Raw genomic sequence first — 18199 nt, 5'->3', positions numbered from 1 at the left:
GAGTGTGTGATGTCGGGAGAGACGACGGTGACGGTGGTCGGGAACCTGACCGCCGATCCGGAGCTGCGGTTCACGGGTTCGGGTGTGGGGCTGTGCAAGTTCACCGTGGCCTCGACGCCGCGGATGTTCGACAAGAACCGGGATGAGTACCGCGATGGGGAGCCGCTGTTCATGCCGTGTACGGCGTGGCGGGACCTGGCCGAGCACGTGGCGGAGTCGTTGACCCGCGGCGCGCGGGTGGTCGTGACGGGCCGTTTGCGGCTGTCGCGGTGGGAGACCGAGGCGGGCGAGAAGCGTTCGATGATGCAGCTGGAGGTGGACGAGATCGGCCCCTCGTTGCGGTTCGCGACGGCGAAGGTGCAGAAGCTGACCCGCTCGGGCGGGGATGGGTTCCTGCCCAACGACGTGCCGGACGAGGCGTGGAACGCGGCGGCGCCGGCCGGGTCCGGTTCGCCGCTGCGGGCGGCGTGAGGGTCGGGTAGCGGGCCGTGAACCTCCGCACGATCGGACGTCGCCGTGGGCCTGCTGTGCTGCCGGAGCGTGACCTGTCGATTTTCGACCCGATCGATTTGGGCATCAACGAGTTCGGCGCCCGGAAGCGGGTGTTGTTCATCTACCGCAACATGCTCATCGGTGGTGAGCCGGGCGGCGGGAAGTCGTCGCTGCTGAACCTGGTCGTGGCGTACGCCGCGCTGTGTCTGGACTGCACGCTGGTGCTGTTGGACGGCAAGCAGGTGGAGCTGGGGCAGTGGTCGGACTGTGCGGCGGCGTTCGTCGGCCCGGACATCGACGGGGCGTTGGCGGCGTTGCAGCGGCTGCAGATCGCGATGGACAACCGGTACCGGTTCCTGCGGTGGCGGCTGCGGCGGAAGGTCAAGCAGGGGGACTCGTTCAAGCCGATCCTCCTCGGCATCGATGAGATCGCCTACTACTCGGCGACGGTGCTGGACAAGACGAAGCGGGAGATGTTCTCCGCGTTGCTGCGTGACCTGGTCGCGCGGGGCCGGGCGGTCGGGATCATCGTCGTCGCGGCGACGCAGCGGCCCAGCTCGGACATCATCCCCACGTCGCTGCGGGACCTGTTCGCGTGGCGGGCGTGTTTCCGCACCACCAACGACAGTTCTTCGGACATCGTGCTCGGGCACGGCTGGACGAGCCGGGGCTGGACCGCGAACTCGATCAGCCCTGAGAACCAGGGCTGCTGCCTGCTGATCGCTGAGGGCGGCGCCCCGGAGCTGGTGAAAGTCGCGTGGCTCGATGACGGCGCATGCGCGGCGATCGCCGCGTACGCCGCGGAGCTGCGCGGCCTGCTCGACGAAACGACCCCGCGGCCGAAGCTGACGGTCGTGGCGGCATGACCCCCAACATCTGGAACGGAGCACGCACGATGAGCAAGCATCTTCCGGCGCAGCGCCCGGCCACGGTCCGCTACGTGCCGTACCTGGACGTGGCCCCGGCCCAGCCGGACACGGAGCTGTGGACGACCCTCGCCGCGGCGCAGGCCGCGGGCCGGGCGCTGGATGTCGAGACGGCCGCGCTGGTACAGCGGCGGGTCCGGCAGATCGAACAGCGCGAGGAGCAGCAGCGGCAGGACTACCGCCGCTGGCTGGAGCGGCGGGCGGAGCTGGACCGGCAGGACCGCCGGTTCCGCAGTGTGCTGCTCGGCGCCGGGGCCGTGGTCGGCCTGGGCGTGCTCGGCGCGGTCGGGTACGTCGCCTGGGCGATCTGGAGTTCGGCGGCGCTGGCGGTGGCCCCGGTCCTCGGCATCGCGGCCGTGGTGCTCCTCGCCGTGGCCGGGGCCGGCGTCGGCGTCGGCCGCCGCTGCGTCACCGTGATCTCGCACTGGCACGAGTGACCTGGGCCGCTTCCGTGCGGGCCGTGCCGTAGTCGTACGGCCCGGGCGGTGGCCGCCAACAGGCCAAGCCGACGACACCAGGACCACGCCCTGAGAAAGCGCCTGGTGCCGCCGGTCCCAACAACCACACAGCCCTCCAAGCTGAAAGGAGGTGGCTGCGATGCAGCCTACCCACAACACGCCCGCGAACCGGGCAGACCAGTCGATCCGTCCCGCGGACGACCTGGCGCAGGTGGAACTGGCCGAGCCCAATGCCGACTTCGCCGACCTGTTCAAGACCGAGGAGTCGATGAAGGCTGCGGCCGAGCAGCGCCACCGCGGGAACGCGGCGGCCGAGGTGAGGCAGACGCTGCGTGACACGCGGCTGTACCTGGAGCGGCACGGCTGGAACCAGGGCGAGTACTACGACGCCACGTCGGGGCGGTTCACGCCTCCGGCGTGCCTGGTCGGCGCGGTCGGCATCGTCTGCTACGGCGGACCGGTCGACGCTCCGGCGCAGATGTTCGACGACCCGGGTTTCGGCTCGTTCGAGCAGGCGGTCGGGTTCCTCGACCTGTACCTGTCGCACCGGTTCGGCCTGAACGTCTACGACTACAACGACGCGAAGGGCCGCATCTTCGCTGAGGTCTCCGCGATGCTGGAGCAGGCGGCGAAGGCCGTGCACGGCGGGATGTTCCCGATGTGCTGCGACCGGTTCATGTCCGTCGGCGAGGACTCGATCGAGGTCGGGTGTCTCGCGGAGTGTGAGCCGTCCGTGCTCATGTGCCACGAATGCTGCCTCTGCGAGCGGAAGCTTCTGGTCGAGATCGAGGACCCGGACATCCGGGAGCGGCTGGTGGCGCAGTACCGCCGTCAGGCCGCCGCGGCGAGCCACGAAGGTGTGGCGCACGAGCCCGGCCGGTCAGACGACTGCGCTACCTGCGACCGGTACTGCTTCTGCACGCCGGAGTCCAACTGCGTCAACCACGGCGGCACGGTCCCGGATCGGGGCTGCTACCACTTTGCGGCTGATGCCGACGGCCAGATGGTCGCGATCAACGGCATCGTCACCGAGGTTGACGTGAAGACGACGCACCAGCGGCGGACCTGGGCCACGGCGGTCCTGCAGACCGATACCGGTCGGGTGCCGCTTGAGGTGTTCCCGGTGTACTTCGACAGCGCCAGGCAGGCGCTGACGCACAAGGCACGCGTGTGTGTGGTCGGTCGGGTCGACCTGCGCAGTGAGCCCGGCGTCTTGCGGGTGTTCAGCGTCGCACCGGTCCAGGAGGCCGCGCGATGAGCAAGAGCACCGTCAAGCCCGGCATGACACCGCGTCGTGCGAAGCGTGCCAAGCGGGCCGTGGAGAACGACCAGTTCGACGCGTTCGTGCGGCGCATCCTGCGCGCGTACGCCCGTCGGGTCGCCGCTGGCGACATCGAGGCCTTGGCCATGCTCACCATGCTGTCGTCCGAAGTGGACAGTGTGCTGCGTGATGCCGTGCGTGGGCTGCGCAAGACCCCGTATTCCTACTCCTGGGACGAGATCGGGCAGCGGCTCGGCACTAGCCGTCAAGCCGCACAGATGCGTTTCGGCGTCAAGTCCGACCGTCCGACGCTAGACCGGCGCATCACTGAGGCCGGCATGGGCGTCACGGTGACGACCCTCGTCGAGGTCTTTGCCGATCACTTTCCTGGCAGTCCGGTCCCGACGATGTGCCCGGCCTGCGGCTACCGCTACCCGCTGAACGCGGTCGACTGCCCGACCAACGCCACGGTTCGCCCGCTGCTGTTCAAGCGGCGCGCCGAAGACGAGGTGGCGGTCGCGCGGCTCACCGGCGCGCAGCTCGCCTTCCTGCGCGACCCGAAATCGATCCTCACGGATCGGCGTCCGGTCAGGCAGAAGGCCCCCACGGCGTCCTGTCCTGACCGAACAGTCCCGAACCTGTTCGACCTGATCGGAAAGGACCCGACGTCATGACCAACTCCGACATCGTCCAGCAGCTTGCCCGGGATCTGGCGCAGGTGTACACCGACGCTGCCCGTGCTGGCTCCGTGGACCCGTCCACCGTCATCACCACTGCCTTGCCGCAGCTGCACAGTGCAGCGACGCAGGCGGAGGTGGCGATGCAGCACCGGCTGATCGTCATCGGCAACGAGCCTGAGAACTTCCGGCACGCCGCCGATGAGGCCGAGGCGTTGCAGCTTGTGGCGCAGGTGTCCGGCAAGGTCGGTGACCTCGTCGAGTTCGCCACGTTCCACCGGCAGTTCCGCGACGTCGTGTCGCCGGAGGTGCTGCGCAAGTTCCTGGCGGACCTGCTGGCGCTGACCGCTACCGCCCTGCGCTGGGTCGGTGACCGATGAGCACGCAACGGATCTCCGTGTACGGCGCCCTCACCGCGCCGGCCGATCGGCTCGCGATGGCGTACCGCCGTACTCCGGCTGACGCCCGCGTGCTGGTGGCGCTGTTGCTGGACCTGCTGTGCGAGACCCGCAACCGTTGCGACGGTGGTGAGGCCTTGCTGGTCCTCGACGCGCTGCGCCGGTTCGCCGGTCCCGAGGTGGCTGACGCCGCACGGGACTACACGATGGCGACCGGCATGTTCCGGCTGTTCGGAGGCGATTGCCGATGACCGGTCAGAGCTGTTCCGGTGTGGTGTACCTGCTGCACTTCGATCGTCCGTTCGGTCACGCCCGGCATTACACGGGCTGGACTGCGGACCTGGTAGCCCGGCTCGCCGAGCACGCCAGCGGTCGTGGTGCCCGTCTCCTTGCGGTCGTTCGCGCCGCTGGGATCGGCTGGCAGCTCGCCCGGACCTGGGAAGGTACCCGCAGTGACGAGCGGTCGCTGAAGCGCCAAGGTGGCGCCTCTCGCCGTTGCCCGTTGTGCGGCGTCCGTCCCCGTGTTCCGGCGGGGGGTGGCCGCTGATGGCCCGGACGAACCCCACGGGTGAGCCTCGCCTTGGCGCGTTCGCGTCCTGGGCGGTGCTGACCGCGTCGTTCATCTTGTCCGCGTCGACCTGGATCGCGTTCGCGACCCTGGCCGGCTTCACCGACACGTTGACCGTGCACGGTGTGACGCTGCGCCTGGCGTGGCTGATGCCGATCGTGGTCGACGGCTATGTCGTCGTGGCACTGGTGCTGTGGACCGCGCCCGTCCCGGCGAAGGTGGCCGCGTTCGCGCGGAAGAACACCTACTTCGCGGTGGCCGTCGGTGTCACTGTCCAATCCGCATACCACCTGCTGACCGTCTGGTCGCTGACCCATGTGGTCTGGCAGACGGTCCTTGCGGCGATCGGGGGCATGTTCCCGCCCGCCGTGTCGGGTCTGGCCGTGCACATGCGCGCCCTGCTCCGCCGGGAAAGCAGCATCGACGCCGCTGTCCGGCAGCCCAGTGACACGCACACCAGTCCTGTTCAGGTCCCGCCTGGACCGGCGCTGGAACCCGTGCGCGTTCCCGCCCCGAAGCCGATACCTGTTCCTGTCCCTGCGATTCCCGCCGCTGTGGAGGCATGGCAACCCGCCGCCGCTCCGGCTCCTTCCTTCCGACTGTCCACGTTGGACGACGTGCCCGCCGAACCGGCTCCCGTTGCGGGCCCGGCTCCGGCTGCTGCGGTACCGCCGACCCCGGCGGACCTGAAGGCCCGGATCGTCTCCAAGCCCGCCCCGGCTCCGACGGCCTCGGCCGCCGCGCCCGTCCGGCCTGCCCGCCCCTCCCGTCCCGTACCCGCTGGCCCGGCCATGACGGCTGCGCCGCTGGCACCGCCCGCCACAGACTCTGTCGCCCGGCCTGGCGCTGCACAGCTGGCACTGCCGATCGTGTCCCCGGATCTGCTGGAACGGGCACGTGAGATCGCCGAGCAGTACCGCACGGAGCACGGCACGCCGATCACCGCCGGTCAGCTCGCGGTCCAGCTGCGCAAGTCGACCCAGCTCGCCGCTCAGGCCCTCGCCGCGCTCGGCGAGACCGCCGCCGCCCCGGCCCGGCCGATCAACGGCCGCCGCGTCCCGGCTTCCCGGTAACGACGTCCCGACTCTGACGCGTCGTGCCCGAAGCTTCCCGCTTCGGGCACGGCCCAGCCCTGCCCTTTTCGCCGATTTTCGCTGCCTACGGAGGCACCTTTCCATGTCACAGATCACCATCACCCTGTCCGACGGCACACCGAGCGTGACCGTGTTCGGTGAGCCGTTCGGGTCGCATCTCGCGGTCACGCCGGGGATGCACACGGACCGCACCACCGCTACGCCGATGTGCTACGACGGCGGCTACTGGGCGGTCACGCATGTGCCGACCGGTCGTGCCGTCGTCTTCGCCACCTCGATCCACCTGGCCCGCGATGCAGCCGAGCGGCTGGCCGCATCGGGCATCGACTGGGACCGCCCGCTGGCGGACCTGCAAACCGATCAGGCCGCCCGCGACGTCGTTGATGCGGTCCGCGCATCGGTCCTCGGCGCCCCGGCGGTGCCGCGATGCTGACCGTCGCCGACTACTTCTGCGGGGCCGGCGGCTCCTCCACCGGGATGGAACAGGTCCCGGGCGTCCGGATCGTCATGGCCGCCAACCACTGGCAGCTGGCCGTGGACACCCACAACGCCAACTTCCCGCACGCTGACCACGACCGGGAGGACATCACCCGGATCGACCCGCACCGCCACCCCCGTACCGACATCGGCTGGTTCTCCCCGGAGTGCACGAACTGGTCGGTGGCCAAGGGCAAGCGCTGCGACTACGACGGCCGCCCGGTCCAGCTGGACCTGTTCGGCGAAGACCCGGAACCGCTGCCGGACGAGGCCGCGCAACGCTCCCGGATGCTCATGCAGGACGTGCCCCGCTTCACCGACGTCCACCGCTACCGGGCGGTGATCGTCGAGAACGTCACCGACGTGCTCAAGTGGGAGCACCTCGACACCTGGCTGCGCCGGATGGCCAACCTCGGCTACCGGCACCGCATCGTGGTCCTCAACAGCGCCTTCGCGACCGTCCTCGGCCCGGGTGCGCCGCAGCTGCGCGACCGGGTCTACTTCGTGTTCTGGCGGCAGCAGTACCGAGACCCGGACTTCGCCAAGTGGACCCGGCCCCGGGCCTGGTGCCCGCGCTGCGGCGACGTGGCCGGCGTCTACACCGCCAAACCCGGCGGGCGGCGCCTCATGCGCTACGGCGCCCAGTACCTCTACCGGTGCCCGCAGGTCTCCTGCCGGGGCCGGGCGGTCCAGCCCTACGCGCTGCCCGCCGCCGCCGCCATCGACTGGACCATCCCGGGCCAGCGCATCGGCGACCGGACGGTGCCGCTACGGCCCAAGACCATGGCCCGCATCGCTGCGGGCCTGGCCCGCTTCGCCCGGCCCATCACCGTCGAGGCGGCCGGGAACACCTTCGAACGACGGCCCGGCGTGCGGACCTGGCCGGTGGACGCACCGCTGACCGTCCAGACCACCACGGCGACCAAAGCCGTGGCCTGCCCGCCGCTGCTCGTGCCCTGCGGCGGCGGCCGCAATGAGACCGCCAGCACCACCGCCACACCGATGCGAGCACGGACCACCCGCGAGATCGAGGGCCTGACCGTGCCGCCACTGCTGGTGCCGGTGGAGGGCCGGGACGGCAAGCAGGCCCGCCCGGCCGGCGTGCCGCTGCGGGCGCAGACCGCCCGCGCTCAGGACGCGCTGATCGTCCCGCTGCGCGGGCAGAACGCCAGCAAGCCCGTCACCGCCGAACCCCTGGATGCGGTCACGGCCAGCGGCAACCATCACGCGCTGGTCATGCGCAACATGACCGCACGCGGCGACCAGGGCCAGATGTCCACCCCGGTCAGCGAGCCGCTCCGGGCGATCCTCGCCCAGCAACGCCAGTCCCTCATCCGCTGGGACCAGCTGCTGTACCGCTACGACACCGGCGACCTGCGCGAGCTCGACATGCCGCTGCCGGTGCAGACCGCCGTGCAGGGCGACGCCGTCCTCGGCGACGCGATCGCCGTGGAGGACTGCACATTCCGGATGCTCGGCGTCGACGAGATCCGCGCCGGGATGGCCTTCACCCCCGGCTACATCCTGCTCGGCTCCTCCAAGCGGTCCAAGGTCCGCATGCTCGGCAACGCTGTCACCCCGCCCGCCGCCCGCGACCTCGTCGCCGCGGTCGTCGAAGCCATCACCGGCGACCCGATCGACCTCCCGGCCTGACCCGGTCCGATGACAGCCAACCCGATCACCGGCCAGCAACCCCAGGAAACCATCCTGGGGCTGCTGGCCCGGTCGCGTGACGTCCGGCTGCAGGCCATCGGCCGCGCCGCCCGCCCCGACTTCGAAGACTGGCTGTCCCACGTCCGCCCCGCCGCCGCCTGCACCCGCCCGATCCGCCTCGCCGGGACCATGGACCGCATCGAGGCCGAAACCGGCCGCCTCCTCGCCCGCACGAACACCCGCGACCTGCCCGACGGCGTCATCTACAAGGCCTGCGGCAACCGCCGCGCCACCGTCTGCCCCGCCTGCTCCGAACGGTACAAGCGCGACGCCTACCAGCTCGTACGGACCGGGCTCGTCGGCGGCAAAGGCGTCCCCGAGGACGTGGCCCGGCATCCGGCCGTGTTCCCCACGCTGACCGCCCCGAGCTTCGGCGAGGTCCACACCCGCCACGTCAAGCGGCACACCTGCGGCAACCGCCGCCGCTGCGACTGCCGCCCGGAACCGTGCCACGCCCGCCGCGAGCTCGCGTTTTGCCCGCACGCCCGCCGCCTGGTCTGCTTCGCCCGCCACGAAGAGACCGACCGCGTCCTCGGGACGCCGCTGTGCCTGGACTGCTACGACCACGACGCCCAAGCCGTGTGGAACGCCTTCGCCGGCGTGCTGTGGTCCCGGACCACCAACACGGTCCGCAAGTTCCTGCGCCGCCGAGCGGCGGAGCGTGGCATCCCGTTCCCGATCGCCGTCACCCGCACCGGCAACTTCCGGGAGGTCGACCCGTTCCGGCTGTCGTTCGGCAAGGTCGCCGAGATGCAACGCCGCGGCGTCGTGCACTTCCACGCCATCGTGCGCCTGGACGGCGTCGACCCCGACGACCCAGCCGCGATCGTCCCACCCCCGCCCGGCCTGTCCGCCGCCGACCTGGTCGACGCGGTCACCCACGCCGCCGCCGTCACCGGCGTCCGCACCCCGCCGCACCCCGACCGGCCCGAGGGCTGGCCGGTCCGCTGGGGTGAGCAGCTGCTCGTCAAAGTCATCACGGCCGCCGCGGACGGCGAGGTCACCGACGCCATGGTCGCCGCGTACCTCGCCAAGTACGCCACCAAGGCGACCGAGGTCACCGGCCACACCTCCGGACGGCTCAACACCGCCACCATCGACCTGTACGCCGACCCGGAGGGCGACCACACCGCCCGGCTGCTGGACGCCTGCTGGCGCCTCGGCCGCCCCGCCGCGGGCACCCGGCAGCCCTGGACGTGCCCCGGCTGCGACCGGCCCACCCTGCTGCTCGCCTGCCCGACGTGCCACCTCGAGCGCCCCGGCGGGGCCGAGGATGAAGCCGATGAGGGCGAGGCTCCGAACCCGTACACGAGGCTGCGCCGCTGGGCACACATGCTCGGCTTCGGCGGCCACTTCCTCACCAAGTCCCGCCGCTACTCGGTCACCTTCAGCATGCTGCGGCAACAACGCGTCGTCTTCCGCCGCACCGAGACCAGCGGCCCGCCCACCGAAGGCCCGGACGAGACACCGACCGTCCTGGTCGTCAACTTCCTCGCCTTCGTCGGCGCCGGATGGCACACCACCGCCGACGCGATGCTCGCCAACACCTCCGCCGCACTCGCCCGCGAGCACCACGAAGCAGCCCTACAAGACCTGGCGGCACTGGCCGCATGAACGTCGATTCCTCGTCAAGCCCGGCTTGACACCCAATGGCGGAAAGGACAGCAGGACATGCGAGACCTGGCGGGGGCTCCCGGACGCGACATAGGCGCGCCGGTCCCCGTGCTCTACACCGCCGCGGAAGCGGCGGAGATGCTGCGCTGCTCGGCGTGGTGGCTCAAGAAGGAGGCCCGCGACGGCCGTGCGCCGCACACCCGCACCGGGGGCGCCTACAAGTTCACCGTTGAGCACATCGCGGCCATCATCCGGCTGCGGGAGGTGTCGGCCAGCGTCACCGGCCCGGCCGTCCCGCCGGTGGCTCCTGTGCGCCGGGCCGCCCCCGGCGTGCCGGACACGGTACCGCTGCTGCGCGCCCGTCGGCCGCGGCGTGCTCGCCGCGACATGCCGGGCTCGGTGGCGGCGTGACCGGGCCGGGGGAGGGAGGTCGCTGTGGGGTTCGGTGAGAAGCGCGACGGGTACTGGCGTGCCCGGTACAAGCTCGCGCCGGGCAAGTACGGCACGGTCAAGGACGAGGCCGGCGCAACGGTGCGGTTCCGGACCAAGCGGGAGGCGAAGCAGGCGGCCGACGCTGCGGAGGCTCAGGTCCGGGCAGGCGCTCACCGGCCGGTCACGGCTGGCCGGATGACGTTCGGCGCTTACGTCAATCGGTGGTTCGCGCAGCAGGATCTGGCGTCGTCCACGATGCAGACGTACCGCTCGCACATCGAGGCGCATCTCCTACCGGCGTTCGAGCTCGCGACGCTGCCGACGGAGACGGACGACGGTTCGGCGCTGAGCAAGGCGGGCATCACGGCGTGGGAGCGGGCGGAGCGGGCGGCGGGCTACCCGGACGGCACGGTCAAGGCGTGGCGGAAGCTGCTGCACCTGATCCTCTCCGATGCCGTGGACGAGGGGTGCGCGACGGTCAACCCGGCGGCCCGGCGGCGGGGCCGGGGGCGGGTCGCGGGCCGTGCCCGGCACCGGGCGCCGGAGAAGGCGGTGACGACCGCGCTCGGGGTGCTGCTGATCGCCGAGCGGGCCGCGCTGCTGTCCGGCCGTGACGACGAGTTCGTGGGCGTGACGGCGATGGGGTTCTCGGGGCTGCGCTGGGGTGAGACGGTGGGCCTGGAGCCGGAGTACGTCCGCGGTGAGGCCGTCCGGGTCGAGTGGCAGCTGTACGAACTGGACAACGGGACGTTCGAGCGCTGCCCGCCCAAGGACGACTCGTACCGGACGGTTGCCGCGCCGGACTTCCTGACGACGCTGCTGACCGGACAGGTCACGCGCAACGAGCCGGCGGCGTGTGCCTGTCACGGCCGACGGTACGTGTTCAGCGGGCATCGTCCGCCCCGGGCGGCGATCCGGCAGCAGGGTCCCCGGGTGGTTGACGTGGCGCGCCGGGCGGGCGTGTCGACGGGCACCGTGTCGGCGGTGCTCAACGGCCGGGACACGGCTGCGGCGGCGACCCGACTGCGGGTGGAGCAGGCAATTGCGGACCTGGGCTACGTCCGCGGCGCTGTGGACGGGCCTACGGCGCCGCACTGGCGGCGCGGCGGGTTCGCGACCTGGCTGTTCCAACCGGCGGCGACGGGCAGGTTCCCGGCGAAGGCGCCACAGCCGGAGCGTCCGGTGCCGCTGCTGGCCGAGCCGTGGCCGGGCGTGCCGCTCCGGGGCCGCAACGCGGCGGGCCGCGCGGAATGCTGCTGGGCGCCGATCGCGCCGGGGCTCACGCCGCACGGACTGCGGCACACGTACAAGACGATGATGATGGAGCTGGGCACGTCACCGAAGCTGATGGACGCGCAGATGGGGCACGCGGACGGCTCCGTGTCGGCGCTGTACGAGCACGTGACGAAGGCGATGGTCCGGCGGCTGCTCGACGGCCTGACCGAGATCTGGCGCGATGCGCTGGCCGAGCGGCGCCGGTTGTACCCGGGTTCGCCGGTCCGGGTGCTCGACGGGCTACTACGGGAGGAGTCGTGATGACCGGCTCGATCGCAAGATCTTCTCCCGGATTTCTCCCGGGCGGTCCCCAAGGACGAGTCAAGCCGGTTCCTCGTGATGAGAAAACCGGCCCTGACCTGCTGTTTTACTTGTCGGGACAGCGGGATTCGAACCCACGACCCCTTGACCCCCAGTCAAGTGCGCTACCAAGCTGCGCTATGTCCCGGTGCCGCCCCACGCGAGCAGCCGGTACAGCGTAGCGCACACCCCCCGCCCCCGCCCACGCAGTATCCCCCTCGCGCCGGGTGAACGCCGTTACGCTCGGCCGATGCGGCTTGAGCTGGTCACGATCGTGGTGGACGCGTACGACCCGGCCATCGAGTTCTTCGTCGGGGTGCTCGGGTTCGAGCTCGTCGAGGACTCGCCCTCGCTCACCAGTGTCGGGCAGCGGGCGAAGCGGTGGGTTGTCGTGCGGCCGCCGGGGGCGCAGACCGGGATTCTCCTCGCGCGGGCCGATGGGGAGCGTCAAGAGGCGGGGGTGGGGGAGCAGGCGGCCGGGCGGGTCGGGTTCTTTCTGCGGGTCGAGGACTTTGATGTGGCCTTCGCTCGGCTCGTTGAGCACGGAGTGGTGATCGAAGGGTCACCGCGTGTCGAGGAGTACGGGCGGATCGTGGTGTTCCGGGATATTGCCGGGAACCGGTGGGACCTGCTCGGACCCGCCTGAGAGGCCCACAAAAGCGGACAAAAGGCCGTCGAGAAACGGGGCGTGAAGGCTTAGCCTCCGACGCCGTGCTGGGTGTTGAGCTGTTTGAGTTGTGGCGGGTCGGGCGGCTTCGGCTGCCCGCGCTCGCCGGGGTGTACGCGCGGGCCGCCGATGAGTTGAGTGTTGTCCGTCATGACGATGCCGACTGGGCGTTGCTGCGGCGGCAGCTCGTCGGGGTGCTCGCCGGCGCGGCCGGGCAGGTGAATGAGGCCGGCGTTGCCGTCTGTGTGGCCGTTGAGGAGTACGCGCGCGCCGATGACGGGGCTGCGGGCGAGTTTCGGCGGCTGCGGGGCGGCAGCGGGGTGCTTCCGGGGTGACGTACGAGCTGATTATGCGGCACGCCGAGGATATGCGTGATCTCGCTGTCGCTGTTGCCGTCGGGGGGACCGGGAGCGATCCGTTCAAGCGTCGGGCGATTCAGAGGGAGTTTGCCGATCTTCCCGACGCGTTTCGGCCCATCGCCGGCTTTCCCGAGGTGCCCCAGGCGAAGATCGATCAGGTCCAGAGTGTCCTTCGTGGACTGTCCACCGGGGATCGCGGCGAGCTTGCCGAGCCCAGGCTGGGTGAGCTCCAGTATGCGTTGCGGAACTGGACCGGGGACGCGGCCGAGCGGTTCCGGCACGGGTTCGTCGAGCCTTGGCCGGCGTTCGTGCGCAATCAGTACACCGTCGGGGTGGTGCTGCGGGCCGCGCTCGAGGCCGAGCAGGAGATCTGGGTCCGGGCGCGGCAGGACGCGGATCAGATTGCCGAGCAGGGGCTGGCGGCGGTCGGGGCGTGCGGGGACTGTACGCGTACCGAATGGACGGTCACCTTCACCGTTGTCGCGTCCGTGGCGGCGATCGCGGCGGTGCCCGTGGCCGGTGGGCTCGCGCTCGCCGCCGGGGGGATCGCCGGTCTGGCGCAGGTGGTTGCCGCTACCGGGCCGGCCGAGGCGCCGCAGACCACGTTCAGTGCCGATGACCCCGTGGAGGTCGCCGACCGGGTGCGGGAGGCGATCACGCAGCTGCGGGGACACATCCACGACAAGCGGGACGAGGTGCGGCGGGCGCTGCGGGCGACCGGGCGGGTGCTGGCGGATCGGCCGGAGTTGTTCGGGTGGTGATCACCGTGCAGGTGCGAGGGGTCAGAGCCACGCTCCGGCAAGGAGCGATAGAGGTCGATGGAGTCGGTGACGCCGGGGATCTCGAGGCGCTCGCCCGGGCGCTCTGGGCGGCGCGCACCCGCGAAGTGTTGCGCCGCGCGGGGCTCACCAGGGAGCCGGCCCCGATCGGGCGACGGGCCGGGGAGTACGTGCGGCAGCGGGCCCGGATCGTCGCATGTGGACGGTCGCGGGACGGGAAGGTGTGCGTCCGGGCGACCGGGATGCGCGGGTGGAGCGTCACCGGCGACCTCACCACGGCGCGGGTGCAGGAGGCCGCCGAGGCGCTCATCGCGGACCAGCAAGGGAAGGTGCGGGCGCTGAAACGAGCGATCTGGCATCCAGTACCTTCGCCGCGCCCTCGGTGAAGACGGCGATCCGGCCCGGGCCGGCGTGCTTCGCGGCGTGCACGGCGGCGTCCGCGTCGTGTAGCAGCTGGTCGATCTTGGCGTAGTTGCGCCAGCACGCGATGCCCACGCCCGCGGTCGGGGTCAGCCCGACGCCGGCCACCCGCGCCGGGCGGTGGATCGCGGCCAGGAGGCGGCCCGCCACGTACGCCGCGTCGCCGGGGGAGCCCATGCCGTCGAGGATCACCGCGAACTCGTCGCGGCCCAGCTGGGCCGCGGTATCGGCCGACACGGCGCCAAACTGAGTAATGATCCACTTTTCCGGCGTACTGGATCGCGCCTTGCACTGGGCGCTACCCTGTGCGCACCGCCCGCGATGGGTGGGCGATACCGCTCATCTCGGCACTCGGTCGGCCGAAGGTATGACGGCCGGAAGTCCGCCGGCCGGGGGCGAAGGCGGTGATGACAGGCGGTGAAGACCAGCCGGCTGCTCGCCGTGTACGCGCCGCTGTTCGCCGTCGCCGTGGGCTGGGGCCTGTTCCGGCTCGCCGGCTTCGAGGGCGGCCTCGTGCTGGGCTGGCTGCCGGGCGCGATCGGGCTCGCGATCGGGGGCATGTACCTGCTGGCCGCCGCCCGCACCCCCGGGCTCGAGCCGGCCGGGCGCCGGTTCTGGCGCCACCTCGCCGTCGCGGCGCTGCTCATCGCCCCGTCGACCGGCCCGTTCACCGAGGCCAGCCTGGGCGGGCGCAAGACCGGCCCGCTGCTCTTCGCCGCCGTCGGGCTGCTCGGCGTCGCGCTGCTGCTCGTGCTCTGGGCCCTGCTGCGCCTGCCGACCCGGGTCCGCGGCCGCGGCGACTGGCTGCGGCTGGGGCTCGACGCCGCCACCGTGCTGGTGTGCTCGGCGACGTTCCTGTGGCAGTTCGTGCTGCGCCCCATCGCCGGCGCGCCGCTGCCGCGGGTGCTCGCCCTGCTCGTGCTGAGCGTGCTGTGCCTGCTCGCGGTGCTGGCCGTCGTCAAGCTCATCCTGGCCGGGGTGGCGGCCGTCGACAGGCGGGCGCTGCGGGCGCTCGCGCTCGTCGTGCTGATCGGTTCGGTGGGCTCCGCACTGGTACCGCTGCTGGACGGCCCCCGTCTCGCCGGCGTGTCCGACCTCGTCACCATGTGCGAGGCCCTGATGGTCGCGGTCGCCGGCGTGCTGCAGGCGCGCCGGGCGGGGGCGGCCCCGGCGACCCCGTTGCGGCGGAGGCGGCCCTACTCCGTCCTGCCGTACCTCGCCGTCGCCGCCGTCAACCTCCTCCTCGTCGCCGTCACGGTCGCGGGCGGCGGCACCCTGCCGGTGCTCTTCGGCGCCGTCGTGGCCACCGCCGCCGTGGTCGCCCGGCAGCTGCTCGCCTTCGCCGACAACGACGGGCTGCTGCGGTCGCTGCGCGAGCACCAGTGGCTCCTGCGCGAGCAGGCGACGCACGACGCGCTCACCGGGCTGCCGAACCGGGCGCTGTTCAACGAGCACCTGGAGCACGCGGGCGCGGCCGTCCTGGTCGACCTCGACGACTTCAAGGCGGTGAACGACACGCTCGGCCACCCGGTCGGCGACGGGCTGCTCGTGGAGGTCGGCCGCCGCCTGCGCGCCGCGGTACGCCCGACCGATCTCGTGGCCCGCCTCGGCGGCGACGAGTTCGCGGTGCTGGTGCCCGACGGCCCCGCGGACGGCCTGGAGGGCATCCCGGCGCGCATCCTCGCCGAGCTCGAGCGGCCCGTGCACACCCACGGGCACGTGCTCACGGTGACGGCCAGCGTCGGGGTCGCGGTCCGGGCCGAGGGCGAGGGCGCCCAGGACCTGCTCCGCCACGCCGACATCGCCATGTACGCGGCGAAGCGGCGGGGGAAGGGCACGCACGCGCGGTACACCCCGGATCTGAGCGGGCTGCTGATGACGCCCGAATCGCGCCTGGCCGATCTGCGGCGGGCGATCGCCGAGGCGCGCCCGCCGTTCACGCTCGAGGTGGGCCGGGCCGCGCTCGTCTCGCCCGGGTTCGCGGCCGAGCTGACCGGTCTGCTGGCCGAGGCCGGGCTGACGCCGGACGGGCTGACCCTCGCGCTGCCGGCGGCGCAGCTGGCCGACGACGGCGTGCTGCCGCGGGTCATGCGCGAGCTGCGGGCGGCCGGGGTCGGGCTCGCCCTGGACAACACCGGCACCGGAACGGTACGGCTCGATCTGCTGAGCGCGCTGCCGTTCAGCGCCGTGATCGTCGACCCGCCGACCGGAGTCGACGACCACCGATCCCGGGCGTTCGCCGAGGCCGTGGCCCGGTTCGCGCGGGACGCCGGGGTCGAGTACAGGGTTCGATCCGAGGGCTCGCTCCTAGAGAGCGCTCTCTAGATTTTCAGTTCCGGAACCGTGGGCCTCTTGACACCGGGGCTGCTACGGATGACTCTCGTCTTGGAGAGCGCTCTCCGAACCTCACCCCGGTTCCCGGGCCGCCCGTTCCCGGTCCGGTGAGCCTGACACCCCGACGGCCGGAGCACAAGTGCGACCACCGCACCCCCGCGGTGGACCGTCCGGCTGCCGCCATGCCCTGAAACAGGAGCAGCTATGCACACCGCCGCACCGCCAACGGCGAACCGCCGCCGAAATCTGATCATCGCCGCCATCGCCGCGCTCGTGGTGCTGGTGACGTACGCGATCACGACGACCCTGACGGCCTCGGCCGCCGACACCCTGATCTCGCAGGGCAAGCCGGCGCTGTCGTCCTCCGACGAGAACGCCGGCACCCCCGCGTCCGCCGCGTTCGACGGCAACACCACCGGCACCCGCTGGTCCAGCGCGTTCAGCGACCCGCAGTGGATTCGCGTCGACCTCGGCCAGACGGCCACGATCTCGCAGGTCAAGCTGTTCTGGGAGGCCGCCTACGCGACGGCGTACCAGATCCAGACGTCCGACGACGGCAACACGTGGACGAACGTCTACTCGACCACCACGAGCACCGGCGGCTCGCAGACCCTGAGCGTCACCGGTAGCGGCCGCTACGTGCGGATGAACGGCACGGCCCGCGCCACCGGCTACGGCTACTCGCTGTACGAGTTCCAGGTGTTCGGCTCCTACCCCGGCACCAACCCGTCCTCGGGTCCGTGCAACACCGCCACCAACGCGGCCCAGGGCAAGACGGCCACCGCCTCCAGCACCGAGAACGCCGGCACCCCGGCCTCCGCGGCCGTCGACGGCAACGGCGGCACCCGCTGGTCGAGCGCGGCGAGCGACCCGCAGTGGCTGAGCGTCGACCTCGGCTCCACCCAGTCGATCTGTCAGGTGACGATCAACTGGGAGGCCGCCTACGGCAAGGACTTCCAGATCCAGACGTCCGCCGACGGCAACACGTGGGCGACCATCAAGACGGTCACCGGCGGCACGGGCGGCAACCAGGTCCTCAGCGGCCTGAGCGGCTCCGGGCGCTACATCCGCCTGTACGGCACCGCGCGCGGCACCGGCTACGGCTACTCGGCGTGGGAGTTCATCGTGAACACCGGCGGCACCGGACCGACGACCTCGTCGCCCTCGCCGACCACCAGCCCGACGCCGACCCCGACCCCGACCGGCCCGCAGCTGCCCGGCGGCGGCGACCTGGGTTCGAACGTCATCGTGTTCGACCCGAGCCAGTCCTCCGCCACCATCCAGGCGAAGCTGGACCAGGTCTTCACCCAGCAGGAGCAGAACCAGTTCGGCAACGAGCGCTACCAGTTCCTGTTCAAGCCGGGCTCCTACAGCGGCCTGAACGCCCAGATCGGCTTCTACACGTCGATCAACGGCCTCGGCCAGAACCCGCAGGACGTGCAGATCCACGGCGACATCACCGTCGACGCGGGCTGGATGCAGGGCAACGCGACCCAGAACTTCTGGCGCTCGGCCGAGAACCTGTCGATCTACCCGGTCTCCGGGGTCGACCGCTGGGCCGTCGCGCAGGCCGCGCCGTTCCGCCGCATCGACGTGCACGGCGGCATGACCCTCGCGTCGCCGAACTGCGGCTGGGCGTCCGGCGGGTACATCGCCGACTCGCGCATCAGCGGCAACATCAACCCCTGCTCGCAGCAGCAGTGGTTCACCCGCGACTCCACCATCGGCAGCTGGAACGGCTCCGTGTGGAACATGGTGTTCTCGGGCGTCCAGGGTGCTCCGGCGAACAGCTTCCCGAACCCGCCGTACACCACCCTGCCCACCTCGCCGGTGACGCAGGAGAAGCCGTACCTGTACGCCGACGCGTCGGGCTACAAGGTGTTCGTGCCGTCGCAGCGCACCAACAGCAGCGGCGCGACCTGGATCAACGGGCAGACCCCGGGCACGTCGCTGCC

19 protein-coding genes and 1 tRNA gene are annotated in these 18199 nt (G+C 71.6%); 18 read left to right on the top strand and 2 right to left on the bottom strand.

The window, feature by feature from the left end; translation table 11 throughout:
- Positions 1-9: 9 nt before the first annotated feature.
- From AB0B76_RS51485 to AB0B76_RS51425, 13 genes are all read left to right on the top strand, one after another.
- Complete coding sequence (locus AB0B76_RS51485; protein ID WP_360391331.1) at positions 10-471, top strand: single-stranded DNA-binding protein; 462 nt, start codon at positions 10-12, stop codon at positions 469-471.
- A gap of 56 nt (positions 472-527) precedes the next feature.
- Positions 528-1358: an FtsK/SpoIIIE domain-containing protein gene (locus AB0B76_RS51480; protein ID WP_360391328.1), complete on the top strand. Its 831-nt coding sequence runs from the start codon at positions 528-530 to the stop codon at positions 1356-1358.
- 29 nt (positions 1359-1387) lie between these two features.
- Positions 1388-1855: a hypothetical protein gene (locus AB0B76_RS51475; protein WP_360391325.1), complete on the top strand. Its 468-nt coding sequence runs from the start codon at positions 1388-1390 to the stop codon at positions 1853-1855.
- 160 nt (positions 1856-2015) lie between these two features.
- Positions 2016-3134 carry a hypothetical protein gene (locus tag AB0B76_RS51470; protein ID WP_360391322.1) on the top strand — a complete coding sequence of 373 codons (1119 nt, stop codon included), beginning with the start codon at positions 2016-2018 and terminating at the stop codon, positions 3132-3134.
- Positions 3131-3811, top strand: coding sequence for a hypothetical protein (locus tag AB0B76_RS51465; protein WP_360391319.1), 681 nt, complete (start codon positions 3131-3133; stop codon positions 3809-3811). The genes AB0B76_RS51470 and AB0B76_RS51465 overlap by 4 nt, the downstream gene beginning before the upstream one ends.
- A complete protein-coding gene (locus AB0B76_RS51460; RefSeq protein ID WP_360391316.1) occupies positions 3808-4194 on the top strand; it encodes a hypothetical protein in 387 nt (128 codons plus the stop codon). Before AB0B76_RS51465 ends, AB0B76_RS51460 begins: the two co-directional genes overlap by 4 nt.
- The gene (locus AB0B76_RS51455; protein ID WP_360391313.1) at positions 4191-4463 is read left to right on the top strand and encodes a hypothetical protein; all 273 of its coding nucleotides are present in this window, start codon (positions 4191-4193) and stop codon (positions 4461-4463) included. Before AB0B76_RS51460 ends, AB0B76_RS51455 begins: the two co-directional genes overlap by 4 nt.
- 295 nt (positions 4464-4758) lie before the next feature.
- The gene (locus tag AB0B76_RS51450; RefSeq protein WP_360391310.1) at positions 4759-5853 is read left to right on the top strand and encodes a hypothetical protein; all 1095 of its coding nucleotides are present in this window, start codon (positions 4759-4761) and stop codon (positions 5851-5853) included.
- Between the two features lie 145 nt (positions 5854-5998).
- On the top strand, positions 5999-6307 hold the full coding sequence (locus tag AB0B76_RS51445) for a hypothetical protein (protein WP_360391307.1): 309 nt from the start codon (positions 5999-6001) through the stop codon (positions 6305-6307).
- A complete protein-coding gene (locus AB0B76_RS51440; protein ID WP_360391304.1) occupies positions 6301-8004 on the top strand; it encodes a DNA cytosine methyltransferase in 1704 nt (567 codons plus the stop codon). The genes AB0B76_RS51445 and AB0B76_RS51440 overlap by 7 nt, the downstream gene beginning before the upstream one ends.
- A gap of 9 nt (positions 8005-8013) precedes the next feature.
- Positions 8014-9678 (top strand): replication initiator, encoded by a 1665-nt coding sequence (locus AB0B76_RS51435; RefSeq protein ID WP_360391301.1) that lies wholly within the window; start codon positions 8014-8016, stop codon positions 9676-9678.
- 57 nt (positions 9679-9735) lie between these two features.
- Positions 9736-10089, top strand: a complete 354-nt coding sequence (locus tag AB0B76_RS51430) for a helix-turn-helix domain-containing protein (RefSeq protein ID WP_360391298.1) — start codon at positions 9736-9738, stop codon at positions 10087-10089.
- A 24-nt stretch (positions 10090-10113) separates the two neighbouring features.
- The gene (locus tag AB0B76_RS51425) at positions 10114-11646 is read left to right on the top strand and encodes a LacI family DNA-binding transcriptional regulator (RefSeq protein ID WP_360391295.1); all 1533 of its coding nucleotides are present in this window, start codon (positions 10114-10116) and stop codon (positions 11644-11646) included.
- A gap of 113 nt (positions 11647-11759) precedes the next feature.
- Here the strand turns inward: AB0B76_RS51425 and AB0B76_RS51420 are convergent.
- Positions 11760-11833, bottom strand: a tRNA-Pro gene (locus AB0B76_RS51420).
- Between the two features lie 102 nt (positions 11834-11935).
- Here AB0B76_RS51420 and AB0B76_RS51415 point away from each other — a divergent pair.
- The 3 genes from AB0B76_RS51415 to AB0B76_RS51405 all read left to right on the top strand — a co-directional run bounded on the left by AB0B76_RS51415 (position 11936) and on the right by AB0B76_RS51405 (position 13472).
- Complete coding sequence (locus AB0B76_RS51415; protein WP_360391292.1) at positions 11936-12331, top strand: VOC family protein; 396 nt, start codon at positions 11936-11938, stop codon at positions 12329-12331.
- 65 nt (positions 12332-12396) lie between these two features.
- A complete protein-coding gene (locus tag AB0B76_RS51410; RefSeq protein WP_360391289.1) occupies positions 12397-12687 on the top strand; it encodes a hypothetical protein in 291 nt (96 codons plus the stop codon).
- Complete coding sequence (locus AB0B76_RS51405) at positions 12684-13472, top strand: hypothetical protein (RefSeq protein ID WP_360391286.1); 789 nt, start codon at positions 12684-12686, stop codon at positions 13470-13472. The genes AB0B76_RS51410 and AB0B76_RS51405 overlap by 4 nt, the downstream gene beginning before the upstream one ends.
- Before the next feature lie 324 nt (positions 13473-13796).
- Here the strand turns inward: AB0B76_RS51405 and AB0B76_RS51400 are convergent, their stop codons facing one another.
- Positions 13797-14147 (bottom strand): diguanylate cyclase, encoded by a 351-nt coding sequence (locus AB0B76_RS51400; RefSeq protein ID WP_360391283.1) that lies wholly within the window; start codon positions 14145-14147, stop codon positions 13797-13799.
- A 180-nt stretch (positions 14148-14327) separates the two neighbouring features.
- On the opposite strand from AB0B76_RS51400, the gene AB0B76_RS51395 reads away from it, so the two are divergent.
- Together AB0B76_RS51395 and AB0B76_RS51390 are read left to right on the top strand one after the other, a co-directional pair.
- Positions 14328-16235 carry a diguanylate cyclase gene (locus tag AB0B76_RS51395; protein WP_360391280.1) on the top strand — a complete coding sequence of 636 codons (1908 nt, stop codon included), beginning with the start codon at positions 14328-14330 and terminating at the stop codon, positions 16233-16235.
- Between the two features lie 213 nt (positions 16236-16448).
- A partial coding sequence (locus AB0B76_RS51390) for a discoidin domain-containing protein (protein WP_360391277.1) occupies positions 16449-18199 on the top strand: 1751 nt, incomplete at its 3' end.

This window comes from Dactylosporangium sp. NPDC049140, from assembly GCF_040648435.1.
The sequence above is the reverse complement of the archived record's forward strand: the minus strand, read 5'-3'. Positions and strand labels throughout refer to the sequence as shown.

Bases quoted from the DNA above. Each gene is read 5' to 3' on its own strand.
- AB0B76_RS51485 (WP_360391331.1), top strand. From the start codon at position 10: ATGTCGGGAGAGACGACGGTGACGGTGGTCGGGAACCTGACCGCCGAT.
- AB0B76_RS51475 (WP_360391325.1), top strand. From the start codon at position 1,388: ATGAGCAAGCATCTTCCGGCGCAGCGCCCGGCCACGGTCCGCTACGTG.
- AB0B76_RS51470 (WP_360391322.1), top strand. From the start codon at position 2,016: ATGCAGCCTACCCACAACACGCCCGCGAACCGGGCAGACCAGTCGATC.
- AB0B76_RS51465 (WP_360391319.1), top strand. From the start codon at position 3,131: ATGAGCAAGAGCACCGTCAAGCCCGGCATGACACCGCGTCGTGCGAAG.
- AB0B76_RS51460 (WP_360391316.1), top strand. From the start codon at position 3,808: ATGACCAACTCCGACATCGTCCAGCAGCTTGCCCGGGATCTGGCGCAG.
- AB0B76_RS51455 (WP_360391313.1), top strand. From the start codon at position 4,191: ATGAGCACGCAACGGATCTCCGTGTACGGCGCCCTCACCGCGCCGGCC.
- AB0B76_RS51450 (WP_360391310.1), top strand. From the start codon at position 4,759: ATGGCCCGGACGAACCCCACGGGTGAGCCTCGCCTTGGCGCGTTCGCG.
- AB0B76_RS51440 (WP_360391304.1), top strand. From the start codon at position 6,301: ATGCTGACCGTCGCCGACTACTTCTGCGGGGCCGGCGGCTCCTCCACC.
- AB0B76_RS51435 (WP_360391301.1), top strand. From the start codon at position 8,014: ATGACAGCCAACCCGATCACCGGCCAGCAACCCCAGGAAACCATCCTG.
- AB0B76_RS51430 (WP_360391298.1), top strand. From the start codon at position 9,736: ATGCGAGACCTGGCGGGGGCTCCCGGACGCGACATAGGCGCGCCGGTC.
- AB0B76_RS51415 (WP_360391292.1), top strand. From the start codon at position 11,936: ATGCGGCTTGAGCTGGTCACGATCGTGGTGGACGCGTACGACCCGGCC.